Below are 13,273 nucleotides of genomic sequence, written 5' to 3'. Positions count from 1 at the left end.
AGCTGCTGGTCTCCTTCACTCGTCAATCAATTTAGCTCTGATCGCGTAGCGGACCAGTCCGGCTATCGAATTGACCCCCAGTTTTCCCATGGCCGAAGCCCGATGCGTTTCCGTGGTTTTCACGCTTGAGCTCAGCATAGCGCTGATACCCTTGTTGCTGTAGCCCTCGGCCACGAGCTTGACAACGAGCCGCTCTCGCGGCGACAGCTTCGCATGCCCCTCGCCTGATCCGTCTTCTCGACCCGATTGACCACAAAATCGTCCGCCGACGAATGGCTTACGTGCCATTAGCGCTTCAACGGCAGCCAACAGCAGCTTGTTCGCATCCGACTTGACCAGGAACGCGCGCGCACCCGCCTGAAGCGCCTCTTGAGCCAGCACTCCGGATTCGTGTGCGGTAAAGATCAGCACCTCTGTTTCGCGGAGATGCTTTTTTATTCCTCGAGTTATTTCTAGTCCCGTCATGCGCGGCATGAAGAAATCGACGATCGCAACATCAGGCCGCTCCTTGAGAGCGGCCTCAAATGCCGATTTTCCGTCGGCCGCCTCGGCAACAATCACCCAACCCGGCCGCTGCTCGAGGACCGCCCGTAGCCCGGATCGAACAGCATCATGATCATCAGCAATGAGAATTCGTTTCATGAGAAGGCTGCCCGATCTTGTCGCAAGAAAACTTGGTTGCCAGTCAGACTGAGGCTCGCCGCCACTAGGTGCGGGCCCATTGAATCGTGAAGCTCGGAAGCAATTTGACGATGCACTCTTTCTTGGAGAGCGAGCTATTCCTTGGAGAGGAGCTATTCGGAATTCGCCTTCTCCAGAGGCATTTCGAACATGCCGGTCAACCGGTGCCTCCTGAAGGGGCATGATACACCCCGCTTTCCTGCAGCGCTAACTTTCGAACCGCGAGTTCCGATATATATCCGGACAACTCTCAGATAAATTTAGCCGACCTCCACGCCACAAACCGACCGCTGACTACCAATCAGTATAAGCCACTAGCGGCATGCAAGGAGCAGCATGCGAGTCGTCGAGAACGCGATTGTGAAGACGCGTCTGCCTGTAGCATCGACCGCTTGACGGCGGCGCGGCAGCGATCGAGGCCCTGCGAGTATGTTGCGTCGCAGAACAACCCACAGCTGTTCAGGTAAGGCGTCTTTGCATTTTCCGACAGTGGTCTGGGGTTATGAGGACGAGCATTTCATCTGCTTTTCATCGCGCCGATCGCCTGCGTCGCCTGGCCGAGCGCGACATTGGTCGCCAAGTTAAAGGAAATCGTCACAGCCGGAAACTGGCCCTGATGATTGATCGCCAGCGCTAGACTTGTCGCGAGAGGCAAACATCGAGCACCGCATGACGCCCCGCTCGCGAAATGCCTTCAGTCCGACGCTGTCTTGGCAGCGACCGACTGGCTCGTCCGGGTGCCCTCGCCCGTGTCCAGACGATAAAGCGCCATGGCGCCGCCGGCCAGCACGAGGACAATAATGACAATCGCAATCGCGTTCTTGCTGCTCAAGGGATCATCCTCCGCTGTTCTGTTGGCATAGTAAGTGGCGGTCAGGGCAGCCAGTTCCGTGAAGTTTCCATGACGTCGGCCCTATCTGGACGTTCGCGTTTTCCAGGATGATTCGACGCTGGAATGTCCGCTGGAATTCGGAACTTCTCGCCGTTGCGCCGCTTGAACCCCGCAACGGAAGCCTCCCATGATGACAGAAACGGAACTCAAATTCCGCCTTGCGCCGCGCCAGCTGTCGACCGTTTTGCGGAACGGCGCATCACGCGGGCAACGCGAGCAGACCAGGCAGACGCTGGTCTCGACCTACTACGACACGAAAAAGCACAAGCTCCGGCGGAGCGGTCTGACCCTCAGGGTCCGCAAGGTCGGCGACCAGTATATCCAGACTGTGAAAGCGCGCAGCCTAGTGGGTGTGACGCGCGGCGAATGGGAGAACGAAGTCGCCGGGGCAAGGCCTGACCTCACGAAGGCAAGACACACACCGCTCGAAGACCTCGCCACCAAAAAGCTTCCGGGTAAACTGAAGCCGATCTTTCAAACCGACGTACATCGCACGGCGCGGACGAGGCATGTCCGGCAGAGCCGTGTCGAGCTTGCGGTCGACCAGGGCCGGATCGCAGCTGGCCGCCGCTCCAGGCCCGTTGCCGAACTCGAGCTGGAATTGAAGTCCGGCCATATTGCCGACCTGTTTCGGCTGGCGCGGGTGTTTGAACGCAAGGCGGAGGCCGAACTCGACCTGCGCTCGAAGGCCGAGCAGGGATTTGAGCTCGTGGCGGGGAACGGCCCCGATGCGCACCGCGCCGAGCCGATCCAACTGACCCCCGAGCTCTCGCCCCGGGACGCCTTCCGCGTCATCGCGCATTCGACACTTCGTCAGATCACGGCGAATGCCGATCCTGTGCGCGACGGAGTTTCCGAAGGCGTTCACCAGATGCGCGTCGGCCTGCGCCGCCTGCGGGCAGCGATATCGCTGTTCGGCGATGTTCTGCCCCGGGCGCGCACGACGCAGATCAAGGCCGAGCTGAAATGGCTTACGGCCGAGCTTGCGCCGGCACGCGAGACCGACGTTTTTGTGAAGGAAAGTATTCTGCCCCTCGCCGAACAGGGCGTTCCGCGACGCGGCGCCCGTGCGATGCGCAAGACATTCTCCGCGCAACGGAAGGCAGCGTTCGGACGAGCCGGTGAGGCGGTCGCGTCGGCACGCTACCGTCGCCTGCTGATCGATGTGGCTGAATGGATCGAGACCATGCAGCCTCGCGCCGATGACGGCCAGTCGATTGCCGCATACGCCGCGCAGTTGCTCGACCGTCGTACCAGGAAGGTGCGAAAGCAGGGCAAGCGGCTGAACGATCTCGATCCGCAGCAGCGCCACAAGTTGCGAATCAGGGTCAAGAAGCTTCGCTATGGCGTCGATTTCTTCAACGGCCTCTACCGGGATCGCGATCAGAACGACCTCGCGGATTTTTCCGAGCGGCTGAAGCAGCTGCAATCGGCGCTGGGATCGCTGAACGACTTCACGGCGCATCGCGAGCTGGCGACAGAAGCAGCGCTAACAGCGCCTGTCGCGAACCGGCGCGCTCAGGCTTTCGCATCCGGCTTCATTGTCGGACAGGAACGCGAGGCGGCTCACGGGTTGCTGAAGAATGCCGCGAAGGAGCTGCATCGATTACATCGGCTGCGCGTCAAGCCGCGCAAATGATCATGGAGAAACCGGCATGGCATGGGTCGGCGACTGGCGCAATCAATTCGGATCGATCTTGCGCATCATCAGCGATGCGGAGGGACGCATCGAGGGGACGTTCGAGACTGCGCTCGAGGACAGCGGTTTTTATGGACAGAAAGTCCAGGTCATCGGATTTCACAGGGGCAATTGCATCGGCTTTGTCGCCGTGGGCTCTTCTCCGACGGCGACCGCGTCGTTTCCTACACGGGCCTGCCGCGTCACGGGAAAATGGAGACCGCCTGGTTTGTGGTCGCCGACCAGGCGCTGAGCGCTGCCGGCGAGGGCGAGCCCGCGAAGCTCAAGCCGCTGAACTGGTGGCGCGCCGTGACGACGAACGTCGACACGTTCGAACGGGCCTAGATCCCAACATCTCCTCCGATCCGCGCAACGAGCGATCCGCATGTCCGATCTCGCACTGAACGACACCGGGCCGACCTCGCAATCCGCCGGCAAGCCCGACCTGCACCGGAAGCCGCATGTGAGCATGGTGGCGGTGTTTCTGCTCTTCCTCGTCAGCGGGATCGGTTACGCCGCCTACGGCATCTTCACCGATACGCACAGCGTCGGCGAACCGCTTGCGATCAGCGCGCTGCTTCTTCTGGGCGTCGCCCTGATGATCGCGCTCGGCTTCGAGTTCGTGAACGGCTTTCACGACACCGCGAATGCCGTGGCGACCGTCATCTACACGCACAGTCTTCCGCCGCTGACCGCGGTGATCTGGTCGGGCGTGTTCAACTTCCTCGGCGTGCTCGTGTCCACCGGCGCGGTCGCCTACAGCGTCATCACGCTGCTGCCGGTCGACCTGATCCTGCAGGTCGGCAGCACCGCCGGCTACGCCATGATCTTCGCCCTGTTGATTGCCGCCATCGTCTGGAATCTGGCGACGTGGTCGATGGGCATTCCCAACAGCTCCTCGCACTGCCTGATCGGTTCGATCATGGGCGTCGGGCTCGCCAACCAGCTCGTCGCGCCCGCAGGGCAAGCCACGTCGGGCGTCGACTGGTCCCAGGCGATCAGCGTCGGCAAGGCGCTGCTGTTCAGCCCGGCGGCCGGCTTCGTGCTGTCCGCCCTGCTGCTACTTCTGCTGAAAGTCGTCGTTCCCGTGCAAAAACTCTACGAGGAGCCGAAGGGCAAGACGCCCTGGTGGATTCGCGGCATATTGATCCTCACCTGCACCGGCGTGTCCTTTGCGCATGGCGGCAATGACGGACAGAAGGGTATGGGCCTCATCATGCTGATCCTGATCGGCGTGGCGCCGACCGCCTATGCGCTGAACCGGACCATGCCGGAATCGAGCACACCAGCATTTATTGAGATTACCGGCAAGGCCAGCTCCGTCTTCGCAAGCCATGCGCAAGGAGCGCAGCCGGGTAGCCCCGACGATTCACGAGGCCTGATCGGTGACGCGCTCAAGACGCGCAGCCTGAACCGCCCGGAGGTGTTCGCCGCGCTGGCCACGCTGTCCGATGACATCGCGAACGGGGTGAAGAACTATGGCTCGATCAGCCGCATCCCGGCCGCGGCCACGCCGAACATGCGCAACGACATGTATCTGGTGTCCGACGCGGTCCGCCTGCTGCCCGAAGCCAGCGCCAATTTCAACGCGACCGACGGCGCGATCCTGAAGCAGTACCGTGCCGGCCTCGAACATGGCACGCGTTTCATTCCCAACTGGGTCAAGGTCTCGGTCGCGATCGCGCTCGGTCTCGGCACCATGGTTGGCTGGCGCCGGATCGTCGTGACGGTCGGCGAACGCATCGGCAAGCAGCACCTCACTTACGCGCAAGGTGCATCCGCAGAACTGGTGGCGGCCGGGACGATTCTGGGAGCCGAGTTCTATGGGATGCCGGTTTCCACCACGCACATCCTGTCGAGCGGCGTCGCCGGCACCATGGCGGCCAACGGCTCCGGACTGCAGACGGCGACGATCAGGAACATCGTTCTAGCCTGGGTCCTGACATTGCCGGCAGCCATGCTGATCGCCGGATGCCTGTACCTGATGTTTCGCGCGGTGATCTAGCGCGGTTGCGAATCATGTTGAGGGCGGGGGCAACTGGCCTAATCGGAATTGTCGAGCCGACCAAGACGGTTGCGAAAGGCAGGCTTATTTGCCGCCTGACCCTCGCGCCATTGTTGCCGCCCCTCGAACCGTGTCGACATTGGCACGTTGCAACGTGGCCCGCCTCTCGGCAATCGCGTTGCTCAACAGCTCGAGCACCAACCCGAATGCCGCGAGCTCCTCTTCCTCGATTGCGCCGTCGTCGTAGCACGCGAGTGTTTCACGGATGATCCCATCGGCCTCCTGCTGGAGGGTCAGAAGCTGCTGGTTGGACTCCGCGGTCCGCGCACTGGAAACCATGGCCAGGATTCTCTTGCGATGGCTGGTATTTTCCTCCCTTTCGTCGCGGTTCAGATAGCGACGCAACCACGCGGCCGCTGAGCCGACGGCGGAGAGGAGCAGTAGCCCGAACCAGAAGTAATCGCCGTAGCGGTCGAGAAAGGTGCGTTCGTTGCCGTCGATCACGGCCGCCGCTCCCCGATGGACCGGCAGCTCGGTGTCCTTGTCGAGGTCCGGCTTGGTGATGTGAGCGGCCCCAGGGATCTGCTTCGCGATCGCCTGACGAACGGCAAAGAGCTGCCGAAAGAAAGCGGCCACGGTCGTTTCGGACAGGGTCTTTCTCGCCACGATGAGGTGGCTGACGCTGACCGTCTCAACCTTGTCATCCGGCCAGGCCGGGTCCGCATTGAAGACGCTGGGCGGAATTTCCTCGGATTCATACCGGGGATGCTTCAAGGCGATCGCTTCCGATGTCTCGATGGCGAGGAACTTCGGCTCGCCTCGTAGGCGCGCCGTTGCTGCGATGGCGTCCGATGTGATTTTGCTATCGAGCGGCCCGACCGCCATGAATGCATCGAGGTGGGGGTCGCGCGCCAGCTCCTCGACGTGGTCCGTGCCAAAGTGCGTCACCGTGACCTTGTCTGCCTCCACCCCGGAGGCGCTCAGGATGACCCGCAGCAACGCGGCATTCGCCTGGGTCTTCCCGATGATGCCGACACGACGCCCTGCGAGATCGGCAACCTCCTTTATCTTCGGCGTCTGCTTTCTTTTCGAGGTCTTGGTTGCAAGTCCGGAAGGGACCCAGAGCACAACGAAGTTCTTGCGCACGACCGCGACGGCTTGCGCCTCCGCGGGCATATCCAGGTCGCCGCGGCCAACGGCCAGGTCGGCCTTGCCAGCTCCAAGCAGGGCAAGGGACTGCACCGCCCCCTCGGTCTTGATCGGCGACAGCCTGAGAGTTCGGCTCTCGGTGCCAAAGGCGTCGGCCATCGCCTGAATGACCTTGTCATCGTCGCTGCCTGTCGGTCCAACGGCGATCCGAAGCGTCTCCGGCCGCAACGCGTAATAGAGTGCACCCGATGCGGCACCAAAAACAAGAAATCCAACCGCGAGAACCAACAACAAGGAATTGCTTCTTCTCCGCTCTCGGCGGGCCGCGTCACTGGTCGTCTGGCTTGTACTCTCGGACAAAGACATCGCCGCTGCCAATCGTAGATCACTCGCTTCGCGTCATACCACGTTTTCCCGAGAACAACGTCTTGACGGCCGAGCCGGTTCATCGGCCTGAAGCCTGAAATGGGCCGACCTCGGGGATCCCGGCAGGTCGGCGGTCGTGGAACGGCTCTCAAGCCCTTGCTGGCGGGATCTGTCCTCAGGTCCGGCCCGCCCTGCGCCAACGCCTCCCCTCCAGCTGTTGGCACGGGCCGTCCGATCGTGTAACGGCACCAAAAACCCTTGCCGGGACGGGACGCTGATGAGTGCGGTTGCCAATGATGCCGCGGGACATGGCACCCGTGCGCTGATCTTTGCGCTGGTGGCGCTGGCCTGCGGGCACATGCTGTCGACCTTGCTGCGCACCATCCCGGCGCTCAGCCTCGATCTGATGGCGGCGAATTTCCACGTGCAGCCGCAGGCGCTGGCAAGTCTCACCTCGGTCTATCATTTCGCCTTTGCTGCCTCGCAGATCCCGGTCGGTGCGGCGATGGATCGCTTTGGCGTGCGGCCGGTGTCGCTGGGCCTGCTTGCGGGGACCGTCATCGGCGCAATCGCATCGGGCCTTGCGACGGGGCCTGAGAGTTTTGCCTTCGGGCAATTGCTGCTCGGTATCGCGACCTCGGGCATGCTGATGTGCCCGATGACGCTCGCGGCGAAGCAATTGTCGGCGGCGCGCTTCGGGCTGTGGTCGGGCGCTATCCTGTCGATCGGCAATATCGGCATGCTGCTGTCGTCGAACCCGCTCGCCTTCGTGATCGATCACTACGGCTGGCGCGCCGGATTCTGGATCGCAGCGGCGGGCGGCGTCGTGGTGGCGCTCGCCGTATTCGCGCTGGTGCCGAACCAGCCGGCCGAGCACAAGAACGAGTCCTCACCACTGTCGCAGATGATCGAGGTGCTCAGGCTCGGCCTGTCGCGGCCTCTGCGCGGACTGATTGCGCTGGCGCTGGTGTCGCTCGCAACCTCGCTGGTGCTGCGCGGATTGTGGGGCGGGCCATGGCTGATGCAGATCAAGGGATTGTCGCGGATGGAGGCCGGCAACCAGCTCGGCGCCTACACGCTGGCGATGATCGCGGGCCCCCTGTGCATAGGCATGATCGACCGCAGGATCGGCCGCCGACGCGAACTGGTCGCCGGCACGCACACGATCGCGGCGCTGCTGGTGGTGCTGATGGCGCTCGGTGCGCCGCACTATGCCGTTGCACGGCTATTCGGCGTGCCGGTCATGCCGCCGCAATATGATCTCGTGCTGTTCGTGCTGATCGGGTTTGCGACCTCGGCCCAGCCGCTGCTGTTCGGCATGTGCCGGCAGCTGGTGGACGCGCAGACCGCGGGCAAGGCGCTGGCGGCGGTGAACCTCGCCTTCTTCCTCGGCACCGCGCTGATGCAATCGATCACTGGCGCAGTGGCGGCAATCGCGGGGCTACCGGCGGTGCTGCTGTTCATAGCGGCGGCGCTGCTCGTGGGGGTGATGATCTTTTTGACTTACACGTCATCGCATTCGTAGGATGGGCGGCTCGCACCTCAAGGGAATTCAGTCCATGCCTGTCGACACCAAAGCCGCCACCGACCGCCTCATGCGCTTCCTCGCCGTGGAAGGCGTCACCGGACAGGAGGCGGCGATCGGGCGTGAGCTCACCGCCGCGCTAAAGGAGAGCGGCGTGCCGGCCAAGGCGATCCGGCTCGACGACGCCAACACCCGCATTCCGGTGCCGACCGAGACCGGCAATCTGATCGTCGACCTGCCCGGCCGCGGCGCGATGCACAACCAGCCGCGCATCATGTTCATGACCCACATGGACACCGTGCCGCTCTGTGCCGGCGCCAAGCCGAAGAAGTCCGGCCGCAGAATCGTCAACGACGCCAAGACCGCGCTCGGCGGCGACAACCGCTGTGGCTGTGGCGTGCTAGTGACGCTGGCGGCCGAGCTCGAAAAGCAGAAGCTCGACCATCCCCCGATTACGCTTTTGTTCTGCGTGCGCGAGGAGAGCGGGCTCTACGGCGCGCGCCACGTCAAGCTGGACAAGCTCGGCTCGCCGGTGATGGCCTTCAACTATGACGGCGGCTCGGCCTCCAACGTCGTGATCGGCGCGGTCGGCGCGGACCGCTGGACCGTCGAGATCATGGGGCGCGCCTCGCATGCCGGTGTCGCGCCGGAGCGCGGCATCTCCTCGACCATGATCATGGCGCTGGCGCTTGCCGACGTGAAGGCCGGCGGCTGGTTCGGCAAGGTGGTGAAGGGCAAGCGGCAAGGCACCAGCAATGTCGGCCCCGTCACCGGCGGCGAGGGCCGCCCCGCGGGCGATGCCACCAATGTCGTCACCGACTACGTGCATGTGCGCGGCGAAAGCCGCAGCCATGACGGAAAGTTCTTCAAGGAGATCACCAAAGCCTACAAGGCTGCGTTCGAGAAGGCAGCCAAGAAGGTCACGAATGCGCAAGGCAAGTCCGGCAAGGTCAAGTTCAAGGCCGAGACGGACTATTATCCGTTCCGCATGAAAGAGAGCCTGCCGGTGGTCAAACGTGCGATCGAGGCGGTGTCCGCGGTCGGTGGTACCCCGAATGTCCGCGCCGCCAATGGCGGCCTCGATGCCAACTGGATGGTCCGCCACGGCATTCCGACCGTGACCTTCGGCGCCGGCCAGAACGAGGCGCACACGATCGACGAGTGGATCAATCTCGACGAATACGACCGCGCCTGCGCGCTGGCGCTGCAGCTCGCGACGATGCGGTGAGCTGCTTTGCGTTGATGTAAGAACAGGCATGCACATCGGGCCTGCTCGCATGCGCGAGCGCGCAATCGATACGCCGCACATTCGATAACCGGAACGAACGAAATCGCGCGACGTTTGGATGCAACGAAATAGAAAATCAGCAGCTCGGCCGCTGACCAATGCAACAACTCAAGGCGCCGCCGGGCTTTCGGCAGGTTCCGCTTCGACGCTCCGGAGGATCGCGATGGACAAACTGGATATCGGGCGGAGTGCGGTCCGCCTCGCGATCATGGCGACGGTTGTCGTTGCAGGCGGCCTCGGGACCGCATTTGCGCAGCTATCGCCGGATGCACATGATAGCGGCCCTCACGCCACGGCGCTGACACAGAGCGGTCTGCCGGACGGATTTCGCGACGAATTTCACGATCGTTTCGCGCAGGTCAACGGGATCCGGCTGCACTACGTCATTGGCGGGCCAGACAATGGTCCGCTCGTGGTCCTGCTGCACGGCTGGCCGCAAACCTGGTACACATGGCGCAAGGTGATGCCGCCGCTGGCGAAGGCGGGTTATCGCACCATTGCAGTCGATTATCGCGGCGCCGGCGATTCCGACAAGCCTGCTGGGGGCTACGACAAGGCGACCATGGCCGCTGATATCCGCGCTCTTGTCCATCACCTCGGCGCAAGCCGGCTTCATCTGGTTGGCCGGGACATCGGCGTGATGGTTGCTTTCGCCTACGCCGCACAATGGCCGGACGAGGTTCAGACGCTGGCGATGCTCGATGTCCCGATCCCGGCGACAACGGCCTGGAACGATGCCAAATCAAAACCCGATCCGGAACTATGGCACTTCGGACTGTTCCAGCAACGCGACATTGCCGAGATGCTCGTGAAAGGTCACGAATATGAGTTCATTCGGGACTTCTACAAGAAGCGGGCCTTCCGGCCTGTCTCGGACGATGACATTGCGGTCTACGCCAGGGCCTATGCCGCGCCCGGCGGCCTCCGCGCAGGCTTCGAGCTCTATCGCGCCTTCCCCGAGGACGAGCGCCGTTTTGCAGAATTCGAGAAGCACAAGCTGCCGATGCCGGTGCTGGCGTTCGCAGGCGACAAAAGCAATGGCATGATTGAAATGACGATGGCCAGAGAGATTGCCAGCGATGTTCGCGGCGGCGTCGCGCCGGATACGGGACATTGGCTGCCGGACGAAAATCCTGAGTTCTTGACTGCGCAGCTCCTGACCTTCCTGCGTCAGCCGAGCACACAAGGTCAATCGAACCGTTGACATGTCTCACATGAAATGGCGGCCGTGTCCTGCTCCGGCGCTCGCGGCACATTCGATTGCCCACATCGCGCGAACGGCTTAGGCTGCAAGGAAAGTACCGGGATGGACATAATAACATGCCGCGCATCGCGACCATCGAGACCGGGCTCTACCGGATTCCCCTGCCCCTCACGCTATCCGACTCGACCCATGGCGAGATCGTGGCGTTCGAGCTGATCACCTGCCGCATCCGCGATGCCGATGGCGCCGAGGGCGTCGGCTACACCTACACTGTGGGCCGCAATGGCGGCGCCGTCGCCGATATCCTGAAGCGCGAGATCCCGCCGCTCGTCGAAGGACGCGAGGCTGACGACACCGAAGCCGTCTGGCACCACGTCTGGTGGGGCCTGCACTATGGCGGCCGCGGCGGACCAGCGGTGCTGGCGCTGTCGGCGCTCGACATCGCGCTGTGGGACCTGAAGGCGCGGCGCGCCAAATTGCCGCTGTACCAATTGCTCGGCGGATTCGATGCGCGCGTGCCGTGTTACGCCGGCGGTATCGACCTCGATCTTTCGGTCGAGGCGCTGCTCAAGCAGACCGATGGCAATCTGGCAAAGGGCTTTCGCGCCATCAAGATGAAGGTCGGCCGGTCCGATCTCAAATCCGACGTCGCGCGCGTCGCGGCAATGAGAAAACATCTCGGCGATGGCTTTCCGCTGATGGCGGATGCCAACATGAAGTGGACGGTGGAGGAAGCGATCCGCGCCGCCCGCGCGTTCGTGCCTTGCGACCTCACCTGGCTGGAAGAACCGATCATTCCTGACGATGTCGCGGGCCACGTGCGCATCATGCAAGCTGGCTGTGTGCCGATCGAGGCGGGTGAGAATCTGCGTTCGCTGTGGGAGTTCAAGAACTACATCGCATCAGGCGCGGTATCCTATCCCGAGCCTGACGTCACCAATTGCGGCGGCGTCTCGAGCTTCATGAAGATCGCGCGGCTGGCGGAGGCCTTCAACCTGCCCGTCACCAGCCACGGCGCGCACGATATCACCGTGCATCTGCTCGCGGCCTGCCCGAACCGGTCGTATCTGGAAGCGCACGGTTTTGGCCTGGACACATATATCGAGCATCCGCTGGTGCTAGAGGACGGCAAGGCGCTGGCGCCGGCGCGACCGGGCCACGGCATCGGCTTTGACTGGGAAGGGGCTGGCGAAGCTTTCGCCATAGACGACGCATTGCTGCACGCGAGGCATTCCAAGGGGCTTGATGTGGAGCACGGATAATCGGCTAGAGTGGCGCCAGCTGACACCATTCGAGAGAGCCGCGCCTTGCCCCCTGAGCTGCACCAGAGACTGACCGCGTGGCGCCATCATCTGCATGCCCACCCCGAGCTGTCCTTGCAGGAGAAGGCGACCGCCGCCTTCGTGCAGGAGCGGCTGACCGAGCTCGGCATTCCCTTCGAGGCAGGCATCGGCGGCCACGGCATTGTCGCGACGCTGACGCGCGGGTCGGCTCAAGCACGCGTCGGCTTGCGCGCCGACATGGACGCGCTGCCGATCACCGAGGATACCGGGCTTGTGTATGCCTCGAAAACGCCCGGCGTGATGCACGCCTGCGGCCATGACGGGCACACCGCCTCGCTGCTGGGCGCAGCCGCGCTGCTTGCCGCCGACACCAGCTGGAGCGGCACCGTCGACTTCATCTTCCAGCCCGCGGAAGAGGGCTATGGCGGCTCGCGCGCGATGGTCGGCGCCGGCCTGTTCGAGCGCTTCCCGATGGATCGGGTGTTCGGCTTCCACAACTGGCCCGGCCTCGAGGCCGGCACCATCGCGGTCCATGACGGCGTGGTGATGGCCTCCGGCGGACGCGTCACCATCACCATCGAGGGCCATGCGGGACACGCCGGCATGCCGCATCTGACGCGCGATCCGGTGATGGCGGCCGGCCATCTGATCGTGGCGATGCAAGGAATCGTGTCGCGCAGCGTCGATCCGCTCGACACCGCCGTGTTCTCGCTGTGCACGATCGAGGGCGGCACCGCGCCCAATCAGATCGCCGGCAAGGTCGTGATCCGCGGCACGCTGCGGCATCACCGCAACGAGGTCAAGGACATCATCCTCACACGGATCGGCGAGATTTGCGCCGGCATCGCCACGAGCTTTGATGTCAAGGTTACGCCCGACATCGTCATGGGCGTCGGCGTGACGATCAACACGCCGGAGGAAGCCGGCTTCGCACGCATGGCTGCGGACAAGGTGCGGGCGCCGGTGCGGCGCGATCTCGCGCCGAGCATGGCCGGCGAGGATTTCGCCTTCTATCTCCAGAAGCGCCCCGGCGCGTTCGTCTGGATCGGCAACGGGCCCTTGCGCGACGGCGCCGAGCTGCACGGCCCGCGCTACGATTTCAACGACGCGATCCTCCCCGTGGCATCGAGCTGGATGGCCGAAGTCGCCAAGACGGCGCTATCGGCGAACTAGGGGCGGCCCCGTGGCTCCCCCGGATCGGT

At 63.5% G+C, this 13,273-nt stretch carries 11 protein-coding genes and 1 pseudogene; 9 read left to right on the top strand and 3 right to left on the bottom strand.

All coding sequences use genetic code 11. The features are described 5' to 3' along the window. Positions 1 to 15: 15 nt before the first annotated feature. Together JJC00_RS12550 and JJC00_RS12540 are read right to left on the bottom strand one after the other, a co-directional pair. Positions 16 to 642: a response regulator gene (locus tag JJC00_RS12550; RefSeq protein ID WP_200472851.1), complete on the bottom strand. Its 627-nt coding sequence runs from the start codon at positions 640 to 642 to the stop codon at positions 16 to 18. A 733-nt stretch (positions 643 to 1,375) separates the two neighbouring features. Then, the gene (locus JJC00_RS12540) at positions 1,376 to 1,513 is read right to left on the bottom strand and encodes a hypothetical protein (RefSeq protein WP_200472849.1); all 138 of its coding nucleotides are present in this window, start codon (positions 1,511 to 1,513) and stop codon (positions 1,376 to 1,378) included. A 187-nt stretch (positions 1,514 to 1,700) separates the two neighbouring features. On the opposite strand from JJC00_RS12540, the gene JJC00_RS12535 reads away from it, so the two are divergent. The 4 genes and pseudogenes from JJC00_RS12535 to JJC00_RS12525 all read left to right on the top strand — a co-directional run bounded on the left by JJC00_RS12535 (position 1,701) and on the right by JJC00_RS12525 (position 5,256). Beyond that, positions 1,701 to 3,212 (top strand): CYTH and CHAD domain-containing protein, encoded by a 1,512-nt coding sequence (locus JJC00_RS12535; protein ID WP_200472848.1) that lies wholly within the window; start codon positions 1,701 to 1,703, stop codon positions 3,210 to 3,212. Beyond that, positions 3,157 to 3,375: pseudogene (locus JJC00_RS38755) on the top strand (avidin/streptavidin family protein); the annotation flags it as partial. The gene JJC00_RS12535 and the pseudogene JJC00_RS38755, both read left to right, overlap by 56 nt. 8 nt (positions 3,376 to 3,383) lie before the next feature. Continuing rightward, positions 3,384 to 3,596, top strand: coding sequence for a hypothetical protein (locus JJC00_RS38750; protein ID WP_349643554.1), 213 nt, complete (start codon positions 3,384 to 3,386; stop codon positions 3,594 to 3,596). A gap of 40 nt (positions 3,597 to 3,636) precedes the next feature. Further along, positions 3,637 to 5,256, top strand: a complete 1,620-nt coding sequence (locus JJC00_RS12525; protein ID WP_200472847.1) for an inorganic phosphate transporter — start codon at positions 3,637 to 3,639, stop codon at positions 5,254 to 5,256. Positions 5,257 to 5,340: 84 nt separating this feature from the next. On the opposite strand, the gene JJC00_RS12520 is transcribed toward JJC00_RS12525, so the two are convergent. Beyond that, positions 5,341 to 6,771 carry a TAXI family TRAP transporter solute-binding subunit gene (locus JJC00_RS12520; RefSeq protein ID WP_200474096.1) on the bottom strand — a complete coding sequence of 477 codons (1,431 nt, stop codon included), beginning with the start codon at positions 6,769 to 6,771 and terminating at the stop codon, positions 5,341 to 5,343. 277 nt (positions 6,772 to 7,048) lie between these two features. Between JJC00_RS12520 and JJC00_RS12515 the strand changes: the two genes are divergently transcribed. The 5 genes from JJC00_RS12515 (at position 7,049) to JJC00_RS12495 (ending at position 13,244) form a co-directional block, all read left to right on the top strand. Next, positions 7,049 to 8,296, top strand: coding sequence for an MFS transporter (locus JJC00_RS12515; RefSeq protein ID WP_200472846.1), 1,248 nt, complete (start codon positions 7,049 to 7,051; stop codon positions 8,294 to 8,296). Between the two features lie 34 nt (positions 8,297 to 8,330). Beyond that, positions 8,331 to 9,524, top strand: a complete 1,194-nt coding sequence (locus tag JJC00_RS12510) for a M20/M25/M40 family metallo-hydrolase (RefSeq protein ID WP_200472845.1) — start codon at positions 8,331 to 8,333, stop codon at positions 9,522 to 9,524. Positions 9,525 to 9,747: 223 nt separating this feature from the next. After that, positions 9,748 to 10,788, top strand: a complete 1,041-nt coding sequence (locus JJC00_RS12505; RefSeq protein ID WP_200472844.1) for an alpha/beta fold hydrolase — start codon at positions 9,748 to 9,750, stop codon at positions 10,786 to 10,788. 116 nt (positions 10,789 to 10,904) lie between these two features. Then, a complete protein-coding gene (locus JJC00_RS12500) occupies positions 10,905 to 12,050 on the top strand; it encodes a mandelate racemase/muconate lactonizing enzyme family protein (RefSeq protein WP_246774187.1) in 1,146 nt (381 codons plus the stop codon). A 45-nt stretch (positions 12,051 to 12,095) separates the two neighbouring features. Beyond that, complete coding sequence (locus JJC00_RS12495; protein ID WP_200472843.1) at positions 12,096 to 13,244, top strand: amidohydrolase; 1,149 nt, start codon at positions 12,096 to 12,098, stop codon at positions 13,242 to 13,244. The last annotated feature ends 29 nt before the right edge of the window (positions 13,245 to 13,273 follow it).

The sequence above is a fragment of the Bradyrhizobium diazoefficiens genome (assembly GCF_016616885.1).
GTDB classification, from domain to species: domain Bacteria; phylum Pseudomonadota; class Alphaproteobacteria; order Rhizobiales; family Xanthobacteraceae; genus Bradyrhizobium; species Bradyrhizobium diazoefficiens_F.
Note: the sequence above shows the minus strand (reverse complement) of the source record. Positions and strands in the feature narration are given on the sequence as shown.